Source organism: Psychrobacillus sp. FSL K6-1267 (assembly GCF_038003265.1).
GTDB lineage: Bacteria > Bacillota > Bacilli > Bacillales_A > Planococcaceae > Psychrobacillus > Psychrobacillus faecigallinarum.
This window is the reverse complement of the sequence record NZ_JBBOOR010000001.1, coordinates 1368522-1392450: the sequence shown is the minus strand read 5'-3', so window position 1 is coordinate 1392450 and position 23929 is coordinate 1368522. Positions and strand designations below refer to the sequence as shown.

The following is a 23929-nucleotide window of genomic DNA, read 5'->3' as shown; positions in this document are numbered from 1 at the left end:
CCTCTGAACCAGAGGCTTTTGTTTCTATTTTATTCGAATCAATTAGTGCCTTTTGCTTCCTCTAAAACCATTTGCTCTGGATAACCATAGTTTCCATGCTCGCTCATGTCTAAGCCCATAATTTCTTCTTCTTCAGTCACTCGAATACCACCCATGACTTTTTTCATTATAAATAGGATAGCATATGACACTGCAAATGCGAATACTCCACACGCCGCTACTCCCATTAATTGGACTAATAATTGGTCAATCCCACCTCCATAAAATAAACCTGGTTTACCAGTAGTCGCAAGTTCTGTTGTAGCAAAGAAACCAGTTGATAAAGTTCCCCAAATACCAGCAGTTCCATGAACCGAAAGAGCATATATTGGGTCGTCAATTTTTCTCTTTTCAAAGAATCGCGCACTATAAAATACTAAAACGCCAGCGATTAAACCAATCACAACCGACGCCCATACATCCACAAAAGCACAAGACGCAGTAATAGCAACCAACCCAGCTAAAGCACCGTTTAAAATAGTCGGTATATCCGATTTCCCTAAAGCTACCCACGATATAAATGTCGCCGCTACAGCTCCTGCACCGGCTGCAAGCGCAGTATTTAAGGCTACATACCCAAAGAATGCCGCATCTACAGAAACAGTACTGCCTGCATTAAATCCAAACCAGCCAACCCATAGGATCAATACGCCTAATGCAGTATACACTTGGTTATGACCCGCTAAATTATTGGCAGAGCCATCTTTATTATATTTTCCAATTCTAGGCTTAAGAATCATTGTTGCAGCAAGTGCAGCCGCTGCACCTGTTAAATGAACTACTGTAGATCCAGCAAAATCTTGCTTACCATGCTCCGCTAGCCATCCGCCTCCCCATACCCAATGAGCGATTACCGGATAAACGATTATGCCGAATAGAATGGTAAAAATAACATACGCAGATAATTTTGCACGCTCTGCAAATCCACCAAGAGCAATGGTAACTGCAATCCCAGCAAACGCTAATTGAAAGACAAAAAAGACAGTCGGAGAAACGCTCGCTCCCTCCTGTATTCCACCACCATAGAAGAAATCAGTCATTCCTACAAAAAAGTTAGCATTTCCTCCAAATATAAATCCATATCCGACGGCCCAAAATACTAATGAAGCCAAGCCGAATGTAAAAATTGTTTTACCAGCAACGTGACCAGCATTCTTCATTCTTGTTGAACCAGCTTCTAAAAGTATAAATCCACCAATCATAAAAATAACTAAAATTGCAGCAACCATGGTCCATAAGCTGTTCATCAAATACATGACATCTTCCATTCTAACTCCCCCTTTTATTTATGTTATGTTTACTCCCTTTATCATGTTATGAAATATAACATAAATTATTTATATTTTTATTTTACTGGTTTTATAACGAATGTCAATATTATTTTCTGAATTTAATTTATTTTATGTGAATATATGTGACATGGACTTGTGAATACGATTTATGAATAAATCCTTCCCTTTTCCTTGTCACACAAGGCTAATAACTGCTTTAAGCTTTTTTTAAAGATGACATGACAAACAACTCCAATAGAAAGAAGAATAGTCGAGAGGTGCATGCAAATTTATTGGAATTAGTACAGACATATGAAATGTATCTCAGTGCCTTTCACAAATCCACATTAATCCTCGAGCTTATTATCTAAAAGATCACCTACCAGCAGACATGAAATGTCCATTGAAATAAAATTTAATGTGTCACCACTTAAATACAGTGTTATTCCTATCATTTCAATTATCCGTTACGCAAAAGTATTTCCCAGAAAATAATAACTCTATCGCTTTGTTACTTCTTTATACGGTTTTCGGTTTCTTAATAATAAAAAAAGCTTACTGGATTATACAATCTATCCAGTAAGCTTTTATGTTGTGTGAATCACTTTTCCATTAGGAATTAACACGGTTATTTACTGCACACCATTCCTTGGAAGATATTTAAATTCTATTTTTCAAATTATTTCTAGCTGAGTTAACCTTAAAATTCCTTTTATTGTCCCACTTAGATTTGTTAGGATTCAAGCATTAAATCCTCCGGGTTTTCCAGTAGCTCTTTTACGGTTTTTAAAAATCCCACGGAATCCTTTCCGTCAATTACGCGATGATCATAAGACAAAGCCACATACATCATTGGACGAATTTCTATTTCGAGACCCACAGCTACCGGACGTTTCTGTATCGTATGCATACCTAAAATACCAACCTGAGTCCCATTTAAGATTGGCGTCGACATGAGTGAACCAAATACACCACCATTTGTTATGGTAAAGGAGCCTCCAGTCATGTCAGAAAGAGCTAGCTTGTTATCTCGAGCTTTTTTAGCAAGGCCAGCAATATCTCCTTCAATTTCCGCAAAATTTTTGCGATCTGCATCACGGACGATAGGTACTACAAGACCTCCCTCTGTAGATACAGCAATACCGATATCATAGAAGTTGTTTTTGACAATATATTCTCCATCGAGTTGAGAATTGACATAAGGATATTTTTTAAGAGCAGCAACTACAGCTTTTGTGAAAAATGACATAAATCCTAAACGAACATCGTTATCCTCAAAGAATTTATCTTTTTTACGAGAGCGTAAAGCCATAACATTCGTCATATCGATTTCATTAAACGTCGTTAGCATTGCAGTGCTTTGTCTAACTTCTAACAAACGTGAAGCAATGGTTTGGCGTCGACGAGACATTTTTTCGCGAGTGGTACGCCCATCATTTTCATTAACAGGAGCAGATGCTAATTTAGGCGACTCTGTTGTTTGTTTTGAACCATGAGCAGATACATCTTGTACACGAACCCGTCCCATTGGATCGACAGGTGATACATCATTTAAGTCAATACCTTTTTCTCTTGCAAGTTTTCGTGCAGCAGGACTAGCAATTGGTCGACCTTGATGATCAGAGGTCCCTTCTGTATTAGTAATCGGTGCATTTTCTGCCTTAGGTATTTCTGGTACTTTCTCTTCTACTTCCACTTTCTCATTTTTAGGTTGTGAAGCAGGAGCTCCAGATCCTTCACCAACAATCGCAATAACTTCTCCTACTTGCACTGTATCTCCTTCACCAAATAATAGCTCACTAACTACTCCTGCTTCCTCCGAAATAACCTCAACATTTACTTTATCTGTCTCAAGCTCAACAATGAACTCACCTTTTTCAACAGTATCACCTGGTTTTTTTAACCACTGAGCGATAGTGCCCTCTGTAATAGACTCTGCTAGTTCTGGAACAATAATTTCAGCCACTTAAACTACCTCCTCTTAGTTGCTTACAAGCCTTTCAATGCTTCTTCTATAATTCTTGCCTGTTCTACTTTATAAGTATCTGCATCACCTTCGGCGGGACTCGCACGATGAACTCGTCCTGTATAAACAATGTTTCTTCCATCTGCTATATGCAACAAATACGGAAGAGCATAATTCCAAGAACCCATGTTTTCAGGTTCTTCTTGTGCCCAAGTGAGTTGTTCTACATTAGGGTAACGTTTCACAATATCAGTAATTTCTTCTTTTGGGAAAGGATAAAGCTGCTCCACGCGAATAATATGCAAATAATTAAATTCAGAGCTGTCCTTTATTTTTTCTGCTAAATCAATTGCTAATTTACCACTTGCAAAGACGATTTTTTTCACTTTTTCAGGTTGTCCACCAAGACCAGACTGTTCAATCACAACTTGGAAACTACCTTCAGTCAAATCTGACACATCAGCACCTACTAAAGGATTTCGTAACAGAGATTTTGGTGAAACGATTAATAACGGACGAACAAACTCTTCATTTAATGATGCCGCTTGTCTGCGCAATATATGGAAGTAGTTTGCTGCACTCGAAAGATTAGCCACTGTCCAGTTATTTTCAGCAGAAAGCTGTAAATAACGTTCTAACCTTGCACTTGTATGCTCTGCTCCTTGCCCTTCAGCACCGTGTGGCAGCAACATAACAAGCCCTGATTTTAACCCCCACTTAGCTCGTGCGGAGCTAATAAAGTTATCAAACATTACTTGGGCCATATTTGCAAAATCCCCGTATTGCGCTTCCCAAATTGTCAAAGTATTTTTGTCCTCTAGGCTGTATCCAAACTCATAGCCTAAAATAGCTGATTCGGTTAATGGGCTATTATAGACAACGAAGGATGCATTTGAACTGTCAATAAAATGCATAGGAATTAATTCTTCACCATTTTTTTCATCATGTAAAACTAAATGTCTATGAGAGAACGTTCCACGTTGAGCGTCTTGTCCGGATAAACGCACGGAAATTCCTTCTTGCAAGATTGTGGCAAATGCAAGTGTTTCCGCATGCCCCCAGTCAATTTTACCATTGCTAGTAAAAGGCTCTTCTCGGCGTTTCAATATTTTCTCAAGCTTTTTAAATGGAGTAAATTCTTTTGTCCAAGTTAAAAGTTCCTCATTAACCTTTCTTAACTTTTCACCCTCTACTCCTGTTGTAAATTTGGGATAACCAGTTAACACTGCTTCTGGAATAATCACTTCATGTGCAGTTGTTTGAGGTAACTCTTTGACACGATCATATGCCTGTTGCATTTCCTCTAAGATCATTTCATCTAGTGCATCTACTTCAGTCGATTCAATTACCTTCTCTTCTACAAGCTGATCTCCATAAATTTTTCTTGCAGTAGGATGCTTATGGACTATATGGTACATCATTGGATTAGTTACCGAAGGCTCATCCATCTCATTGTGCCCATAACGACGATAACCAATGAGGTCAATAACTATATCCTTGCCAAATTGTCTACGATATTCAAACGCAAGTTGAGCTACTCCTATAACCGCTTCAGGATTATCCGCATTTACATGAATAACCGGAACTTCAAATCCTTTAGCAGGGTCAGAAGAATAGTTAGTGGAGCGTGAATCGTATTGCTCTGTCGTAAATCCAATCATATTATTAGCTATAATATGAATAGAGCCCCCTGTTTGAAAACCGCGCACACGACTATAATTTAGTACCTCAGTTACAACTCCTTGTCCTGGAAAAGCTGCATCTCCATGTATTAAAATTGCGAAAGCCGCGTTTTTGTCTTGCTCTGGATAGCCAGGAACATTTTTCACTTCCTGAGCTGCTCGTGTTTGACCAGTTACTACTGGGCTTACAACTTCGAGATGGGATGGGTTATAGGCAAGTTTAATGGTCATTCCATCACCTGAATGATAGGTTGCCCCTTTATGATATTTCACATCTCCATACCAACCCTCTGAAATCTCCAATGAACCATCTTTTGGTAAAAAAGATTCAGATGGAACGTGGGCAAATTCAGCGAACATCATTTCATAAGGTTTTTTCAAAACATGTGTTAGTACATTTAATCGACCACGGTGTGCCATTCCAATATTAATCTGCTTTGTATTGGTTAGATTTGCTTGAGATACTAATTCATCAATTAAGACCACCAAGGAATCTAATCCTTCTATAGAGAACCGTTTAGCTCCTACAAACGTACGATGTATGAATTTTTCAAAGCCCTCAATTTTGGTTAAACGCTTCAAAAGTTCTTTCTTTTCCCCAGTCGAAAGATTTGCCTTGATAGCATTTCCTTCAATTTTTTTTTGAAGCCATTGTCGTTCCTCAGAGTTAACTATATGCCCAATTTCAAATGCTATATTATCTGTGTATATAGACTTTAAATAATTTATAGCTTGTAGACCATTAACTATGTCACCAGGAGGATTAGGTATTATTAGTACAGCTGGTACATCCATAAGGTCCTGTTCAGAAAGACCATATCCTTGCATATCAATTCTAGAAGGGTCCTTCATGCCGTTATTAAGCGGATAAATATTAGCGTTGTGGTGTCCATGTCTTCGAATGGAATCTGCTAATTCAATAGCTCGAAGAATCTTTTCTAGGTTTTCCGAACTCCCTCTTCCTACAACCGCTTCATTTTTGTTTAAAGAATCGACCGGTGCCCCGTATTGTTTAAAGAGATTCGCTATATCCTCTGAAACATTTTCAGGAGAATTTAAATATAGATCATACTGTTCTAAAAGGTAGGCCAAATTGGGACCTTGAAATTCATTCCACGGATATAAATTACTTTTCATTTTACTAACACATCCTAATCTTTTTAGTTCGTACCTCGTCTTAAAGTAGTCCCACCCATTGCCAATAAGTCATACTGAAGATAATGATTAACGCGTACCCAATAATAGTAATTGGTAGCCCAGATTTTAAAAGGTCTTTTGTTGTAAATGCTCCAGTACCATATGCGAGCATGTTTTGAGGCGCACTAACTGGAAGCAAAAAACCAAAGCAAACAACAAATTGCTGGATCAATACTAGACCTGGACCGTTAAACGAAGTAGGTTGCATTGAAACCACCAACGCAATAACGATAGGGATAAACGCCGAAGCTAAGCTTGTTGCGCTTGCAAAACCTAGGTGAATCAATATATTAAACAGTGAGAGAACCATGATAATGAAAATAAGTGGCATTTCTGTTAACCCGACTGCCTCTAATGTATTTTCAGATAACCAAGATGCACCTTCTGTTTGTAAAAGTACTGTTCCCATAGAGATTCCAACTGCGAATACTACTAGAGTTCCCCAAGGAATCTTATTTTGGACTTCTTTCCAAGTGAAAATTCCAATACCCGGCAAGAGCATAACCATTACAGCTATAAATGTAACAGTCGTTGAATCTAGTGGGTGAAGTATGCCTTCAGTTGCCCAAAGAATTAATAAAGCAATTGAAATAATGATTAACCGTTTTTCTTTACCAGTTATTTGACCTAATTCTTTTAATTGATTTTTAATGACTACATCGCCATTTTCTAATTCAGATAGCTCCGGTTTAATAAGCTTGTTCATGATGAAGAATAATACGAAAGACATTAAAATTGACCACGGCCCAGCATATATAAACCATTGACCCCAAGTAATATTGATACCAAAGTTTTCTTCAATGAATCCTAGAGCGACCATGTTTTGAGCGGCTGCTGTTTTAATCCCTATGTTCCAGATAGAAATAGACTGAACTGCTGTGACTACTAATAGCGCAGAAAGTCTACTTGTTTTAGGAAGGTTGAAGGCAGCGACAACCCCTAATAGAATAGGCAAGATAGTACCTGCCCTAGCTGTAGCACTTGGAACAAATAACGCTAGCACGATACTTACAACTATTGTTCCAAAAACTAGGCTTTTCGTTTTTGTACCTACCTTAGACATGATGAACAGTGCTAAACGTTTATGTAATCCAGTAAGTTCCATTGCTGCAGCTATGAATGTTGCTCCAGCAACTAGGCCGACAGCCGAGGAACTAAAACCTCCTAATGCTAACTTTAAAGCACCTGAAGTTGTGTAATCTATTGAAGGATCATCGATGGTTGGTGCTAGACCGATGAATACAGAAATAAGTACAATGATTATTGCCGCACTCACTGGAAACGATACAGCTTCCGTTACCCATAGAATTACCGCCAACGCAAGAATAGCTAGAGCTCTCTGCCCTGCAACCGGAAGTCCTTCAGGATTGGGAAATAATACAATAATTAAAAATACTGCAAAAGCTAGGAGAATAAAAAACGTTTTATTCTTTTTCATTACAATTCCTCCTCTATTTCTATAGAATATTATTGTAAAATAGAATATATCTTAAAATTTTAATATAGTTTTATTTTGCAAACTATAGGGGTACACTTTCTATTACTGTGATTCTTCAAAAATCTTACCTATTCCATTAATTATGACCCTTTGAGAATCCATGCTAGTTATCGTTACTTATTTTGCTAATAGAAGTCATTTTTATACGATGCTTTCTAAACAAATTTGACTGGCGTTTTCCGACTCAATCCAAGATCTAATTAGCTGGAATAAATCTCTAATTTTTTCACTATAAACTACTATGCCTCTCTCGGGGTAATAGATATTGTCATTCCTTGCATATGTACTATTAACTTTTAGATTTTCTTCCGAAAGGATATTAAAAATGCATTTCAGTTAGGTTATCTCTACCTTTCTTTGTTACTTAGTAAGCTCGGAAGAACTATATATCATTAAATAATGTGAATTAATTCACAATAAGTATACCTCTACAAATTCTTTTTGTTTATATATACCAATCTTTTTCATAAAATTTTCAATATTTTTTAATCTTTTGTTCATATTTTTGTCATTTTTTTATGGTTTACAAGGTATATACTCACATTTAATCCACTTTTTCAATAGTACTTAATAAGTAAATTCGAATTATTAAGTGTCTAGCTAATCAATCGATGCGTCTGTCCTCAGTGAGCTAAACGACTTTGTAGAACTTCACATGAGTTGGGATGATTTTTCTCCCTGCTCAAGAAGCGGGCACATTTAAAACGCATATAATTTTAAATAAGTTCAATTAGTGTTTGAATAAATGAGATTAAAATAATTCTCTCTTTTTCCATTTTTTATGAGAGAATGGTTATAAGAAGAAGTTCTCTAGAAATGAAAGGAGGAACTCTATGAAGCCTTGGTTAGCGCGAATTTCCCTACTTTTCCTACTATGTTTTCTAACAGCTTGCAATAAAGATTCCAGCTCTCTTGAAAAACCCTTAACAAAAGAGCAGACCAATATTGTGCCTATAGCTATGCAAGAAGATGATTATGAAGCGATAGTAGAAGAAAAAAACAAAAGCATAAACCTCCTCCCGCTTGATATCACATCCCCTAATGCAAGCGAGCTTGGTATTACTTTTTCTGAACCAAAATACAAGAAATTTTCTGCTAATGGAGAAATCACCATTGCTGGGAAAATAGATAAAATAGATGACTTAAAATCACACTATATATGGATTAACATCCAAGCAGAAAAAGTAGGAGTTGCAGGAAAAGAACAGAATTATTTCGTTCCTATTAATGATGGGGAATTCAATCAAACAGTTCATTTTTTTAACGGAGAAGGAAAATATAAAATAAAAGTTCAAGTCCCTAGCACGGAGCGAGAAAACTATTATTATGATACAGCAAACTTTGAGGTTATTAATATCAGCCCAGAAAGGATAAGAGACGTTACTTATACACCACTTGGTTTAGAAGCTGGACTAGGTCTTGATACTAAGGTTAGTTACGTAGTAGCAGAAGATGGTGTATTTACATTGAACGGGGAAATCCTGAAAGCCGCAGGTTACCAGGATATTATGGTTCGGTTGACTAAGGATGGCCAGATATGGAGCAAAGTGATTCCTGTTAAAAATGGAACTTTTACTACTAAGATTCCCCTTTTATATGGTCAAGGATTACATACACTAGAGGTAATGATTCCTGATTCAGATAAAGAAAACTATTACAAAACTGCAACAGATTTACTCATAGAAAATACATCTATTGAAGAAATGGAGCCTATTCATTACTCCTCCCTATATACCGAACGAGGAGTTAATCTATTAGAGCCCATCTATGCTAGTAGCGTTAGCGGGCATAAATTTCATATAAAAGGTTTTATCGATCCAGAAGCGTTACTATCAGCGGAAACAACTCACCTCTATGTACAAACTAAAAAAGGAGAAGACCTAGCCTTAGAAGTAATTCCTATTAGTAATTATGCATTTGATCATTCTTTTTACTTGAGGTTTGGTCCTGGAAAATATGAGATTTCTATTAGCGTTCCTGAAATCACTAGCACAAAGAATAACTTTTTTAGATACTATGAGGTAGCAAAATTTGAAGTACTTTCAACTATAGAACAAGATAAACGAGATATCCTTCCTTCTAGAGGAGTAGAATCAGATTCACCTCAAATTATTGAACTAGCAAACAATCTCATAAAAGACAAAGTTTCCGAAAGAGATAAAACAAAAGCCATCTATGACTTTGTTGCAAACAATATTTCCTACGACGTTACTAAATTTCAAAATGAAGATTTTAATTGGGATGATAGCGCTTTAAAAACGCTGGAGTTAAAAACGGGAGTTTGTCAGGACTATGCCTATTTAACAATTGCCCTTTTACGAGCAGTCCATATTGAGGCTCGCTTTGTAGAAGGATACACAACAGATAGGCATGCTTGGGTTGAGGCAAGGGTGGATGACAGTTGGTTAACTATGGATCCAACCTGGGGGGCTGGCTATATTAAAGAAAACAAATTTATAGCAAGCTTTAGTGAAGATTACTTTGACCCTGCTGATGAAGATTTTAACAAAACCCATACACGCAATGGTATAGTCTACTAAATTTATTCTTAAGAAAAACTCAAACACCTAATACCTTACAAATTTAGACAAAGCTAGTTGATCAAAAGGAAGCCCTGTTGTTCAACTGCCTTTGTCTTTTTTTATGAAAAAAATATATTTAAGGTGACTGCTATCAAGTACCTTCATTTTTACCCTCTAGCCTAAAAACTCTCCCTTCTTCTCCTTTTTTTATAAACCACGGATTATTCGGTCTTTCCAAAGGAGTGATATTCATAATAAAATATCCTACAATTAAAATGAGAATAACTAGCGAGTAAAGAAGTGTATCAATAGGGTGATCATGTTCTACAATAATGAGGCGAATCATAGCGGTAATACCTACGTATAAAAAATACCTGAGAGGAAAGTGGTAGTCTTCTTTGAAATACTTCACAATCATGGTGATGAACTCAAAATATAAAAAGAATATGAGGATGTTAGCAAGGAACATCTTATAGTCGCTGGTACCTACAGTGACTAACATTTGGATAAAAATTGTAAGTTCCTTCATTAGCAAAAATGCTAATATAAATGCCAAGAGGACTAAACAGAGATTTAAAAAAACTTGCAAGGCTTTTGGGATGATCGATAACATAGCTGTAAATTTAACCATTCAATTCCTCCTTTTTAATAATACATTATTATAATGTAAGATAACCTAACATGTCTATATTTTTCTGAAATTTTAAATTTTTTCTTTAAAAGGTATTCAGTCTATTTTTAAAGGCGTCTATTTGTTGATAAAACTTATTTAATTTTATTTAATGAATCAGATGTCTAGTGATAAGAGCAAAAACTGCTACGAATTGGATAAAAGAACAAACCCCCGAAAATTTTACGAATGATAAAATTTCCGGGGGTTTTGAATTTAAAAGACAAGTTTTGTCCAAGCCTCTTTTATCTAACCTATTCGATTAAGTCGACAAATTTTGTGGCAGCTGTTGATAGGGGTACTCTTTTTAAAAAGCATACCCCTATATTTCTTTTAGGTATGTCCTCTTTTAATTGCACCTCTTTTAATATTCCCTTATTTAAATATTCTTTAGCAAATTGTTTAGTCACACAAGCAATACCTAGGTTTATTTTAGCAAATTCTAATAATAAATCATGAGAACCCAATTCAAACTCGGGAGAAATTTTCACTCCTTTTGTGAGCATATAATCTTCTACATATCGTCTAGAAATAGATTTTGACTCGAGAAATATTAAAGGTAATTTTACTAGCTCATTTAAACTAATTGGCTTTGACAAGACTTTATTAAACTTTTCCCCATAAACAAAAATGTCCTGCACCTCTAAGCAAGGTCTTTGTCCAAGACTATCGTCCTCTACTGGAAAATTGCAAAAAGCAATATCCACCTCGCCTGCTTTTAAGATGGCACAAAGCTCTGTTGTTGTACCATTCACAATTGTAAATTTAATACTAGGATATTTATTATGAAATTCTTCTAAGTAAGGGAGCAAGAAAAATCGTGAAATTGTATCTCCTACCCCAATTTTAAGCTCCCCTGCTGTTAGATTTTTAAATTCTAGTATTTTTTCCTCCCCTGTATCAATTAGTTTCAAGGCAGAGCTAGCATATTCAAACAATACAGAGCCCTCTGTTGTCAAAGTTACTCCCTTAGTTGTTCGATAAAACAACCTTGTGTCTAGTTCTCTTTCAAGTTGCATAATTGCTTGGCTAATTGCTGGTTGTGTCATAAACAAATCTTTTGCAGCCTTTGAGAAGCTACTACTTTTACTAACCACACAAAATATTTTATATAAATCCAGTTTCTCTGACATATAAGCACCTCTTATATCTATTATTATATATATTAATTTTACTTATATCATTGTATTGAGTAATATTACAAGTGGAAATAATATATATATATTACAGTTGAAGGAGCGTTCAATTTGGAAAGAGTAGTTGGTACAGTTGTTAGAGGTCTTCGTGGCCCTATTATAAATAAAGGTGACAATATTGAAGAGATTGTTGTAGATAGCGTTTTAAAAGCTTCAGAAGTGGAAGGTTTTTCTATTAACGATCAAGATATCGTGACAGTGACTGAATCGATCGTTGCACGTGCTCAAGGAAATTATGCAACCATTGACCAAATTGCAAAAGATGTTCATTCAAAATTTGGAGACACCACACTGGGTGTTATTTTCCCTATTCTAAGTCGTAACCGTTTCGCGGTCGTTCTACGTGGTATTGCAAAAGGTACGAAGAAAATTGTTTTGATGCTTAGCTACCCCTCAGATGAAGTCGGTAATCATCTAGTAGATATCGATGAGTTAGATGAAAAGGGAGTTAACCCTTGGACTGATGTTCTTACAGAAAAACAATTCCGTGACCACTTTGGTTATAAGCTACATCCTTTTACTGGAGTAGATTACATTGCTTACTATAAATCTCTAATAGAAGAATATGGAGTTGAATGTGAAGTAATATTCTCTAACAACCCGAAATCTATTTTGGATTATACTAAGAACGTACTAACTTGTGATATTCATTCGAGATTTAGAACGAAAAAAATCCTTAAATCCAATGGCGGAGAAAAAATTTATAGCCTGGATAACTTACTCTCTGATTCAGTAGATGGAAGTGGCTTTAATGAAGAATATGGTTTACTTGGGTCCAACAAATCCACTGAAGATAGTGTAAAGTTATTCCCGCGTAATTGCCAACCAATTGTTGATAATATTCAAGATATGCTTAAAGAAAAAACAGGTAAACATGTGGAAGTAATGGTATACGGAGACGGAGCATTTAAAGATCCGGTCGGACATATTTGGGAGCTTGCTGATCCAGTTGTTTCACCTGCCTTTACTGCTGGATTAGAAGGGACACCAAACGAAGTAAAATTAAAATATCTTGCCGATAATAATTTTGCACATTTGAGAGGCGAAGAACTGAAAAAAGCAATTACCGAGCATATTAACAACAAAGGTGATGATCTCGTTGGTGCAATGGAGGCGCAAGGCACTACTCCTAGAAGATTAACAGACCTTATTGGATCGCTTTCTGATTTAACCTCAGGTAGTGGAGATAAGGGTACTCCAATGATATATATTCAGGGCTACTTTGATAATTACACTAAATAACGTCCTTACATATGGGGGCTTGGACTTAATGTCTCGAGCCTTCTTTTTTTTGTACTTAATATATTGCAAATTAGCGAGGTATAGTTAAATGTTAAATCGCTAATCTTACAATCGTAAGGCTATCGAAAACAAATTTGCCCTCCAATAAGAGAAGGAAAAGAAATGATTTCTCATCTCTTTTCCTATTACAAATCATAATGTTGATTCATTGAATGATCGACTTACAAGACTCTCATCTTTTCTAATAGAAAAACATAGAAAAATCACTGTTACAGCTAGGAATGATATAACCAGTCCCTCTCTCCACAAATTGAAAGACTCTATACTCATTGTATTAATCAAGGAAAATAAACTTTGAAATACAAATAAAGGATATAAATTTCGAGTGATTACAAATACTTGAGCCAGTACAATGCCTAACAAAAAGCATAAAACAATATGAACACTCGTCTCAGTCAGATTGTTGCCTGTTAGGAGAAGAAACCACCCATCTTGTGAATACAATATTCCTGATGCTAAGATGGCAGCTATGTTGCCTAAAGGTAATAAAGTGGTAACCACTATCCCAATAAATATGCCTAGTAACACAAAGCTGATTAATATAGCATAAGCAATAAGGAAAGTGGTCATTAAAAATGATTCTTTAGAAAAATCTTGATTGCTTAATATAACGATTACTAAAATAAGTGGTAAAAAAAAGACGAGACTTTCACTTTTAAGTTGGAGATTAAATCCATAAAAGCTCCATTTTTTTATCCACGAAAAATAAATAGTAAGAACTAGCGCAAGGGGAATGAAGGAAAGTAATGTTGGCATATAGGTACCTTCCCAAAAGAAGTTACTAATTGATGAACCGGTTATGAGAATAATAATGTAAAATATTTCAATACTGATTATCGCTAAAATTGGAATAGCCCATTTCGTCTTCCTGCCACGTATCATACTAAAACTCCTTCTGTTATCTTCTTAATGAAGAACAAATTGGCCAATTGATTAAGGATTATTTTTTGATAAATACTACTGGTTTAAGAAGAAAGCAATAAAAATTCTATAAACAAAACTTGGGGGAATACTTTTCATACATCTTTTTATAGTCCTCCAGCTAACATAACCCTATTTTTGTACATTTATAAGTAATTAAAAGCTTTAGGGGGTTATATATATGCCCATAAGAGTACGGGAAAGGAAATTCTCTATTCATCACCTCTTTCCACTTGATTTTTAGGGTTTAGGATAAACAAATAAAGACATACACCTTCTCTAAGCTAAGTGTATGTCTTTATTTATATTTTTAAAACTCTTCGTTGAACATGCTTTCTTTGTGAACATCTGGCTTAGACGCTTCAAGCATTAATATGACGGCTGTTATAATATGCATTATCATTCCAACAATAGGTATAAAGCCGATACAAGAGGTTACTATTCCAAGAATACTCCCAGTCGTAGTTTCCCCTCCCTCTTTTTTCGTTATGACAAGGGTAACGATATGCAAAGCCAACATAATTACCAAAGGTATCCAGAGAAAGCTCATGATTATAATTCCACCTAGAACTGGTATCCCTAAAAGTGCCTCCAATCCTCCTGTAACCCATTTTAATATTTTTGTGTTTGACATAATTGCGACATCCTTTGTTTGAATTATTTTTAATATTATTAAAAATATACCATATTCATTCTCGTATGTCTTGGCTTTCTTATGTTTTTTTACCTATTAAATAATAATAAACTTAAGTTAAGTTCACCAATTTTAATCCATAATTTGGAACATATCATCTTTAGTACTTAAGGTTTTTATAACAAGTTGGGTAAAAGAATGTAATTATTTAAAAGGTGGATAAAAAGATTATCTGAGAATAGCGATGAAGTTGCGGTTAATCTAAAGATTTCTTCATATGGAAGCGAAAATTTTAAAGATATAGCTTCTTGTGAAGGTCAATTACAGAGGTTTTTTTGTTAAAATTTATTAGTACTTAATTTCCCATATAAATATAACAATAATACTTAACATTAAAACCCCGGAATGTTTTACAAACCTCTAACATCTCCGGGGAAGTAAATTATTTCAACAAGCCGTGCTTTAAATCATTTTGCCATTTAGAAAGCATAGGAATATCTGCCTCCGTAATTGTGCCTACCTCATATGCTGCATCAACTAAAGCGTCATAATTAGTCAAGCTAATAAAGTTAATACCTACTTCATTAAACGAATCCTCTGCCTTTGGAAGTCCATATGTAAAAATACTTACAACTCCAAGTACTTCTAATCCTGATTTTCTTAACGCTTCTACAGCTGTTAAGCTACTGCCACCTGTGGATATTAAATCCTCAATGACTACTACCCTTTGACCGGGTACTACTTTTCCTTCAATTTGATTTCCCCTACCATGTTCCTTTGCCTTCGACCGTACGTACAGCATAGGAAGGTCTAACACATCACTTACCCATGCAGCATGAGGAATACCAGCTGTGGCTGTTCCCGCTACTGCTTCTGTCCCCGGGAAATTGTTGTTAATGGCTTCTGCAAGGCCATTTGCAATTTCTTTCCGAATGGCTGGAGAAGACATAGTTATACGATTATCACAATAGATTGGTGATTTAATGCCTGAAGCCCAAGTAAAAAGGTTGTTTGGCTGTAACTCTACTGCTCCTACCTCAAGTAGTGCCTTTGCAATTTTATGATCAAGTTTCATGCGTATTCCTCCCACATATTAAAGATAGTTTTGTAAGCCTCAACTGGATTATCCGCCTTTGTGATAGCACGTCCAACTACAATGTGAGATGAGCCTTGCTTTCTAGCATTAGAGGGAGTTGCCACTCTTACCTGGTCGTGTGCATCTCCAGAAGAAAGTCGTATACCTGGTGTCACTCGTAAAAAGCCTTCCCCACAAGATTCAACTATTTTTTTTGCCTCGAGCACAGAGCATACCACTCCATCTAATCCCGCTTTTTTTGAAAGCCTAGCATAATGAAGGACAGATTCCTCCAAAGAAGTATTGATAAGCTGCTCCTCCTGCATTTGTTGCTCTGATGTAGAGGTTAACTGAGTAACGCCGATAATAGCAGGTCTCATTTTTCCAGCTTGGGTTCCCGCTTCCAGTCCTTCACGAGCTTTAATCATCATTGCCTCTCCTCCAGCAGCATGAACATTGATAAGATCGACTCCTAAACGAGCTAGTCCTTTCATAGCTTGGCCAACTGTGTTTGGAATATCATGTAGCTTTAAATCGAGAAATACATCATGCCCCATTTCCTTCAGCTTATAAACTATAGCTGGGCCTTCCTGCATATAAAGTTCCATTCCTACCTTAACAAAGAGAGATTCGTTAAAGGGGGTTAAAAAACTGTACACTTCCTCAGCAGAAGCAAAGTCTAATGCAATAATCGGATTGTTTATCATGATCGATGGCTCCTTCCAACTAAATCGTTTACTGTTTCATACCCTAGCTCGTCAAGCTTATCAGGTAACTGCTCGATTAACGACGGACAAATGAATGGATCAACAAAGTTAGCTGTTCCAATAGCGACTGCGCTTGCCCCTGCAGATAAGAAGTCAATAACATCATCTATGTTAGATACCCCACCCATTCCGATAATAGGTAGTGAAACTTGATTAGCAACGTCATATACCATGCGTAATGCAACAGGCTTAATAGCAGGGCCAGAGAGACCGCCTGTTACATTAGCAATAACAGGACGGCCCGTTCGAGTATCCAACCGTAAACCAAGTAAAGTATTAATCATTGTTATACCATCTGCACCACCGGCTTCCACAGCTTTGGCAATTTCTACAACGTTTGTGACATTCGGAGACAGCTTCACATACACAGCTACAGAAGATACTGCTTTAACTGCTTTTGTCAGCTCTTCTGCTATTTGAGGGTCTGTTCCAAACGTAATTCCACCTTGTTTAACGTTTGGACAAGATATATTCAACTCAAGTGCATGCACATTTGGAGCTTTGGAAATAGCTTCCGCAACTGCAACGTAATCCTCCGTTAAGGTGCCAGCAACATTTGCGATAATGGGTACATCAAATTGCTCTAACCAAGGAAGCTCATTTGCCATTACCTTTGTAAGACCAGGGTTTTGTAATCCAATTGCATTAAGCATTCCCGCAGGAGTTTCTGCGACACGAGGAGTGGGATTTCCTAGTCTAGTTTCTAGTGTGGTAGCTTTTATCATAACTGCACCTAATTTAGACAAATCATAAAGCTGTGCATACTCTTTACCAAATCCGAAGCACCCAGAAGCTGGCATTATTGGATTTTTTAACGACAGACCTGGTAACTCTACCGCTAATCTGTTCATACTCGAATCACTCCTGACTGGAAGACTGGACCATCAGAACAAACCTTCAAATAGTCAACATCCGTTTTTTCCGTTGTTTCGCATACACAAGCAAAGCATGCTCCGATACCGCAGCCCATACGTTGCTCAAAAGAAAGATAGCCTTCTTTATGTGGATACATTTTTTCAAGTGCTGCAAGCATAGGAGTTGGACCGCAGCTATAATATATGACAAAGTCGTCAGCAATTTTGTCTAAAACGTTTGTGACAAATCCTTTATGTCCATAGCTTCCGTCTACTGTTACTATATAAGTTTCACCTAGTTGTTTAAACAGCTCCTCATAAAAAACAACATCTAGTGATTGAAAGCCCAATACGTGGATGGGTTGCACACCTCTTTCCACCAGTCTTTTGGACAGTTCATAAAGAGGTGGAACACCAATACCCCCACCTACTAGCAGAGCTTTCTCTCCAGCTGTAATTTTATCTAAAGGAAAACCTTGACCTAAGGGACCAAGCACATCTACAATATCCCCTGGTTTTTTCTTCGAAAGTAGAACTGTTCCACTTCCCTCTGCACGATAAATCACTGTAAACTCTAAAGCTTCGTTGTTTATAGAACAAATACTAATTGGTCTACGCAATAAAGGTTCTATTTGATCAGACACTCGTATATGAACGAATTGGCCTGGCTGTTTCATATCCTGCACGAGCTGACCTTTTAATGTAAGCTCAAAAATGTTCGTTGCTATCTTTTGCTGATGTACAACGTACATTTGCTCTTGTCTAATCATGCGCGAACCTCCTGTAATTTCATCGTATCTGTAGAAAAACTCATCGACTCAATTACTCGAACCATAGCTTCTGCAGTATCTAATGAAGTTAAGCAAGGTATTCCATTTTCGACTGACTCTCTTCGAATACGGAAGCCATCACGCTCTGGCTGCATTCCTTTCGTCAAAGTGTTAATAACAAATTGAGCTTCCCCTTTTTGTATCACATCTAATAAAGTAGTTCCCTTCGAGCCAATTTTGTCTACGATATCTACTGGAATACCTGCGGATAGAATCGCTTTTGCCGTCCCTTCTGTCGCAATGATACGGAATCCAATTGCGTGAAAACGCTTAGCAATATCTGTTGCTTCCTCTTTATCTTTGTCAGAAATAGTCATTAGTACAGATCCATGATCTTTAATTTCCATACCTGCTGCCACTAAGCCTTTATAAAGTGCTTTTTCTAGTGTTATATCTTTCCCCATTACCTCTCCTGTTGATTTCATCTCAGGTCCTAGTGTAATATCAACTCTACGAAGCTTAGCAAAACTGAAAACTGGTACTTTTACGAATACTCCTGGACTATTTGGTGCCAGTCCTGTTTTGTATCCCTGTTCAACAATAGAGTGTCCTAGGATCGCTTTTGTTGCAATGTTTGCCATTGGTATAGAGGTTATTTTACTTAAAAATGGTACAGTACGGCTTGAGCGTGGGTTTACCTCAATCACATAAACCTCATCTTTAGAAATTACATATTGAATATTCATCAGACCTACGATTTTTAAGCCTCTAGCAAGCATTGTTGTGTAGTCAACCAGGGTGTCTATATGCTTTTGAGATAACTTTTGTGGTGGATATACGGCAATAGAATCGCCTGAATGGACTCCTGCTCGCTCAATATGCTCCATAATACCGGGTATTAAGACATTCTCTCCATCACAGATTGCATCTACTTCAACCTCTGTTCCAGTTAAATAACGGTCGATTAGAACCGGCTTTTCAGGGCTCGCTTCTACAGCATTTTCCATATAGTGCTTTATCTCATCTTCGTTATAAACGATTTGCATTGCGCGTCCACCAAGTACGTAAGAAGGTCTCACTAATACCGGGTAACCAATTTCATTAGCAATTTCAATTGCTTCTTCTACAGATACTGCAGTTTTACCTAGTGGTTGAGGTATTCCAATTTCGTGAAGAGCAGATTCAAATTTATTACGGTTTTCTGCTCGATCGATATCCTCTAAAGTAGTACCTAATATTTTTACTCCTCTTTCTTCTAATGCTTCTGCTAGGTTTATCGCTGTTTGACCACCAAACTGTACAACTACACCTTTTGGCTGCTCAAGATCCACGATATGCATAACGTCTTCCACAGTTAACGGTTCAAAGTATAATTTATCTGAAATAGAGAAATCAGTCGAAACTGTCTCTGGATTGTTATTGATAATAATTGCTTCATAACCGGCTTCTTTTATCGCCCATACAGAGTGAACAGTTGCATAGTCGAATTCTACACCTTGCCCGATTCTAATTGGACCAGAACCAAGCACAATCACGCTTTCTTTATCCGTACGAATAGATTCATTTTCCTCTTCATACGTTCCATAGAAATAAGGCGTTTCTGATTCAAACTCTCCTGCACATGTATCTACCATTTTATAAACTGGGACAATACCGCTTTCCTTTTTAAAGTTATATACTTCTATCTCTTTCACATTCCAATATTTTGCGATTGTTTTGTCTGCAAAACCCATTCTCTTTGATTTATATAAAATTTCCTTATTGAAAGGATTATCTTGAATTACCTTTTCATATTTAACGATATTTTGTAATTTATTTAAGAAAAATAAATCAATTTGACTCCACGCATGAATTTGCTCGATTGTCACTCCACGGCGTAAAGCTTCACCGATAAAGAATAAGCGCTCATCTCCTGCGCGGCGAATTCTCTTAGCAATCCATTCATCTGTAATAGAATCACTATTTTTCATTTCAAGATGAAAGTGACCTGTTTCCAAAGAGCGAACTGATTTTAGAATTGCTTCTTCAAAAGTACGACCAAGGGACATTACTTCTCCTGTTGCCTTCATTTGGGTTCCAAGATTACGTTTAGCTGATTCAAATTTGTCAAATGGCCATCTAGGTATTTTCGCTACAATATAATCTAAAGCTGGCTCGAAGCAAGCATATGTTTTTCCAGTGACAGGATTCATCATTTCATCTAATGTAAGTCCTACCGCTATTTTTGCTGCGAGCTTTGCAATTGGATAACCTGTCGCCTTTGAAGCAAGCGCAGATGAACGGCTTACACGTGGGTTAACCTCAATAATATAGTAATTGAAGCTATGTGGATCTAAAGCAAGTTGTACGTTACATCCACCTTCTATTTTCAAAGCACGAATAATCTTTAAGGATACATTTCGAAGCATTTGGTTTTCACGATCAGATAATGTTTGTGTCGGAGCCACTACAATTGAATCTCCAGTATGAATCCCTACTGGGTCTACGTTTTCCATATTACATACGACGATTGCATTGTCAGAAGAATCTCTCATTACCTCATATTCTATTTCTTTATAGCCAGCAATGGATTTCTCCAATAGACATTGAGTCACGGGACTATACTTTAAACCACTTGTAACGATTTCGACTAGGTCTGCATCATTATGGCAAATACCCCCTCCAGTTCCACCTAATGTGAATGCTGGTCTTACGATTACTGGGTATCCAATACGCTCCACAAAGGTTTTTGCTTCCTCAAGATTGTGGATAATGTCACTTTCAGGTACTGGCTCGTTCAGTTCATTCATTAATGTTCTGAACAAATCCCGGTCCTCTGCTTTGTGAATTGCTTCTAGCTTCGTACCAAGAATTTCTATCCCTAACTCGTCCAATATGCCAGATTCATCTAGCTGAATAGCCATGTTTAAGCCAGTTTGACCGCCTAAAGTCGGAAGTATTGCATCTGGGCGCTCTTTACGGATAATCTTACTTACGAATGGAAGAGTTATTGGCTCAATATATACTTTGTCCGCAATTTCCGTATCTGTCATAATAGTTGCGGGATTGGAGTTAACTAGTATTACTTTATAGCCTTCTTCTTTTAGGGAAATACATGCTTGTGTCCCCGCATAGTCAAACTCTGCAGCTTGACCGATTACAATTGGACCAGATCCGATTACTAAAATAGTTTTTATATCTTTACGTTTAGGCATGTGAAGTCTCCTTTTTGCTTTCTTTATTCATTAACTCTATAAATTGATCAAATAAGTGTGTGGAATCCTCTGGTCCACATGAACCTTCCGGATGGAACTGTACACAGAAGACAGGATATGTTTTATGTCTGACACCTTCAACTGTTCCATCATTTAAAGCTACATGAGTAATTTCAAGCTCAGTATTGGATATAGAATCTGCATCAATCGCATAGCCATGGTTTTGAGAAGTTAGCTCAGTTCTTCCAGTAATTAAGTCTTTTACTGGATGATTCCCACCTCGATGACCAAATTTTAATTTAAATGAAGTGGCACCACTTGCTAAAGAAATTAACTGATGACCAAGACAAACTCCAAAGATCGGGACGTTACCGATTAAGTCCTTTACCATCTCAATTGCTTCTGGTATATCTGTTGGGTCCCCAGGTCCGTTAGATAACATGACCCCATCGGGACGCATTGCTAGAATTTCTTTTGCTGATGTGTTGAAAGGTACTACAATCACGTCACAGTCACGCTTGTTTAGCTCTCTTAAAATACCATGCTTCATGCCAAAATCTACTAATACTACTCGTTTTCCACGTCCAGGACTTGGATACGGCCTAGTAATAGATGACTGCTCGACTACGTTTTTAGGTATTTCAATAGCTTTTAGTATAGCTACAATTTCTTCCACATTTACTTCTTCTCCAGCGTTTGTCAGCTTACCCTTTAGTGAACCATGCTTTCGAATAATGCGTGTTAGCTTACGCGTATCTATTCCTTCAATTCCTGGTACATTTTTTAATGTTAAAAATTCATCTAATGTACTTTGGTTGCGAAAGTTAGATGGATGCTCCGCTAATTCACGAACAACGATTCCTGACAAGCCTATTTCAATAGCTTCAAAATCGTCTGGATTTATACCGTAGTTACCAACCATTGGATACGTGAAAGTCAGAATTTGACTACAATTGGATGGGTCCGAAATAGATTCCTGATAGCCTGTCATTGCTGTAGTGAAAATAACCTCACCAATAGTTCCTTTTTCACTTCCAAAAGCATTCCCCTTAAATACCGTACCGTCCTCTAATATTAAATATCTAGTTTTCATGCTTGTTCCTCCTGCCATACGATTTCACCGTTAAAGATAGTAACTTGTGGCCAACCTGCACAAACCCAGCCATCAAATGGTGTATTCTTCCCTTTAGATAAGAATGCTTCTTTTTCTATTTTTTGTTCTTTATTTAAATCTATCAATACTAAATCTGCTGGAGCTCCAATATCTAACTTACCGAATTCAAAGCCAAACACGTTCGCCGGTTTGATCGTTAAGAAATCTAAAAGTTGCTTTAACGTCCATTCTCCAGTTTTCACAAAATGTGTATATAACAATGGAAATGCCGTTTCTAATCCAACGATTCCAAATGGAGCCTTTTCAAATCCTAGTGCTTTTTCCTCCTCTGTGTGAGGTGCATGATCTGTCGCAATAAAATCTAATGTTCCATCTAATAGTCCCTCACGCAATGCCATCATATCGTCCCTTCCTCTTAAGGGGGGATTCATCTTCCAAGTTGCATCATTGGATGGAATATCTTCCTCACAAAGTATTAAATGGTGAGGACTTACTTCTGCCGTTACATGGATGCCTGCCTTCTTTGCGTCTCGTATCACTCGAACAGATTCCTTAGTGCTAACATGGCATACGTGATAATGTGCACCTGCAGCTTCAGCTAGTAATATATCTCTCGCAATATGTACTGATTCTGAAACAGAGTGGATTCCTTTTAATCCAAGCTCTTCATTTCGTTTCCCTTTATGCATTACTCCACCATATAAAAGTGAATTATCCTCACAGTGCGCTACTACAGGAATATGGTACTTTGCTGCTTCTTGCATTGCTTCTAGCATAGTCCCGGCCGTCTGTACTCCCACGCCGTCATCGGTTAAAGCAAATGCCCCAAGCTCTTTAAGTGAAGCAATATCTGTACGTACTTTACCAGCTTGGCGTATTGTAATTGAAGCATATGGAAGCACTCTTATAAGTGCATTTTTTTCTACTAGGTTTAGTACATGTGAGAAGTTTTCAGCTGTATCTGGGACTGGACGAGTATTAGGCATTGCACAGATAGTTGTATACCCACCCTTTGCAGCAGCTTTTGTACCAGTTTCAATCGTTTCTTTTTGTTCACCACCTGGCTCACGTAGATGCACATGTACGTCAATAAAACCTGCTGAAAGTAACATTCCTTTACCATCGATTTCTTGTGCCTCTGCTAAAGTTGGAGTAGGGTGGATTTCTGCTATTTTCCCTTCTTTAACTACAACAGAAGTAGTTTCTAATTCACCTGATTGGTTTACTAGTTGAACGTTTTGAATTATTTTTGTCATG

General features: G+C 37.1%; 17 protein-coding genes. 2 read left to right on the top strand and 15 right to left on the bottom strand.

Annotated elements, in window-relative coordinates; genetic code table 11:
• Positions 1 to 38: 38 nt before the first annotated feature.
• The 4 genes from MHB55_RS06755 to MHB55_RS06740 all read right to left on the bottom strand — a co-directional run bounded on the left by MHB55_RS06755 (position 39) and on the right by MHB55_RS06740 (position 7593).
• Positions 39 to 1307: an ammonium transporter gene (locus MHB55_RS06755; protein ID WP_340862867.1), complete on the bottom strand. Its 1269-nt coding sequence runs from the start codon at positions 1305 to 1307 to the stop codon at positions 39 to 41.
• Positions 1308 to 2043: 736 nt separating this feature from the next.
• Complete coding sequence (gene odhB / locus MHB55_RS06750; RefSeq protein ID WP_154311160.1) at positions 2044 to 3276, bottom strand: 2-oxoglutarate dehydrogenase complex dihydrolipoyllysine-residue succinyltransferase; 1233 nt, start codon at positions 3274 to 3276, stop codon at positions 2044 to 2046.
• A 23-nt stretch (positions 3277 to 3299) separates the two neighbouring features.
• The gene (locus MHB55_RS06745; RefSeq protein ID WP_154311161.1) at positions 3300 to 6095 is read right to left on the bottom strand and encodes a 2-oxoglutarate dehydrogenase E1 component; all 2796 of its coding nucleotides are present in this window, start codon (positions 6093 to 6095) and stop codon (positions 3300 to 3302) included.
• Positions 6096 to 6135: 40 nt separating this feature from the next.
• Entirely contained in the window at positions 6136 to 7593 is a 1458-nt protein-coding gene (locus MHB55_RS06740; protein WP_340862866.1) for a DASS family sodium-coupled anion symporter, read from the bottom strand.
• Between the two features lie 893 nt (positions 7594 to 8486).
• Between MHB55_RS06740 and MHB55_RS06735 the strand changes: the two genes are divergently transcribed.
• Positions 8487 to 10193, top strand: coding sequence for a transglutaminase domain-containing protein (locus tag MHB55_RS06735; protein WP_340862865.1), 1707 nt, complete (start codon positions 8487 to 8489; stop codon positions 10191 to 10193).
• A gap of 133 nt (positions 10194 to 10326) precedes the next feature.
• Here MHB55_RS06735 and psiE read toward each other — a convergent pair whose 3' ends face one another.
• Positions 10327 to 10806, bottom strand: a complete 480-nt coding sequence (gene psiE / locus MHB55_RS06730) for a phosphate-starvation-inducible protein PsiE (RefSeq protein WP_340862864.1) — start codon at positions 10804 to 10806, stop codon at positions 10327 to 10329.
• Between the two features lie 293 nt (positions 10807 to 11099).
• Entirely contained in the window at positions 11100 to 11978 is an 879-nt protein-coding gene (locus tag MHB55_RS06725; RefSeq protein ID WP_154311165.1) for a LysR family transcriptional regulator, read from the bottom strand.
• A gap of 114 nt (positions 11979 to 12092) precedes the next feature.
• Between MHB55_RS06725 and MHB55_RS06720 the strand changes: the two genes are divergently transcribed.
• Positions 12093 to 13283, top strand: coding sequence for a coenzyme F420-0:L-glutamate ligase (locus tag MHB55_RS06720; protein WP_340862863.1), 1191 nt, complete (start codon positions 12093 to 12095; stop codon positions 13281 to 13283).
• A 192-nt stretch (positions 13284 to 13475) separates the two neighbouring features.
• Here the strand turns inward: MHB55_RS06720 and MHB55_RS06715 are convergent, their stop codons facing one another.
• From MHB55_RS06715 to MHB55_RS06675, 9 genes are all read right to left on the bottom strand, one after another.
• A complete protein-coding gene (locus tag MHB55_RS06715; RefSeq protein ID WP_154311167.1) occupies positions 13476 to 14225 on the bottom strand; it encodes a hypothetical protein in 750 nt (249 codons plus the stop codon).
• 349 nt (positions 14226 to 14574) lie between these two features.
• Positions 14575 to 14898, bottom strand: coding sequence for a hypothetical protein (locus MHB55_RS06710; RefSeq protein WP_154311168.1), 324 nt, complete (start codon positions 14896 to 14898; stop codon positions 14575 to 14577).
• Between the two features lie 442 nt (positions 14899 to 15340).
• Positions 15341 to 15973: an orotate phosphoribosyltransferase gene (gene pyrE / locus MHB55_RS06705; protein WP_154311169.1), complete on the bottom strand. Its 633-nt coding sequence runs from the start codon at positions 15971 to 15973 to the stop codon at positions 15341 to 15343.
• The gene (gene pyrF, locus MHB55_RS06700; protein WP_154311170.1) at positions 15970 to 16680 is read right to left on the bottom strand and encodes an orotidine-5'-phosphate decarboxylase; all 711 of its coding nucleotides are present in this window, start codon (positions 16678 to 16680) and stop codon (positions 15970 to 15972) included. The genes pyrE and pyrF overlap by 4 nt, the downstream gene beginning before the upstream one ends.
• Positions 16677 to 17591, bottom strand: coding sequence for a dihydroorotate dehydrogenase (locus MHB55_RS06695; protein ID WP_154311171.1), 915 nt, complete (start codon positions 17589 to 17591; stop codon positions 16677 to 16679). The genes pyrF and MHB55_RS06695 overlap by 4 nt, the downstream gene beginning before the upstream one ends.
• Entirely contained in the window at positions 17588 to 18364 is a 777-nt protein-coding gene (locus MHB55_RS06690; protein WP_340862862.1) for a dihydroorotate dehydrogenase electron transfer subunit, read from the bottom strand. The genes MHB55_RS06695 and MHB55_RS06690 overlap by 4 nt, the downstream gene beginning before the upstream one ends.
• Positions 18361 to 21558, bottom strand: a complete 3198-nt coding sequence (carB, locus tag MHB55_RS06685; protein WP_340862861.1) for a carbamoyl-phosphate synthase large subunit — start codon at positions 21556 to 21558, stop codon at positions 18361 to 18363. The genes MHB55_RS06690 and carB overlap by 4 nt, the downstream gene beginning before the upstream one ends.
• Positions 21551 to 22651, bottom strand: coding sequence for a carbamoyl phosphate synthase small subunit (locus tag MHB55_RS06680; protein WP_340862860.1), 1101 nt, complete (start codon positions 22649 to 22651; stop codon positions 21551 to 21553). Before MHB55_RS06680 ends, carB begins: the two co-directional genes overlap by 8 nt.
• A complete protein-coding gene (locus MHB55_RS06675; RefSeq protein ID WP_340862859.1) occupies positions 22648 to 23928 on the bottom strand; it encodes a dihydroorotase in 1281 nt (426 codons plus the stop codon). Before MHB55_RS06675 ends, MHB55_RS06680 begins: the two co-directional genes overlap by 4 nt.
• Between the last annotated feature and the right edge of the window lies 1 nt (position 23929).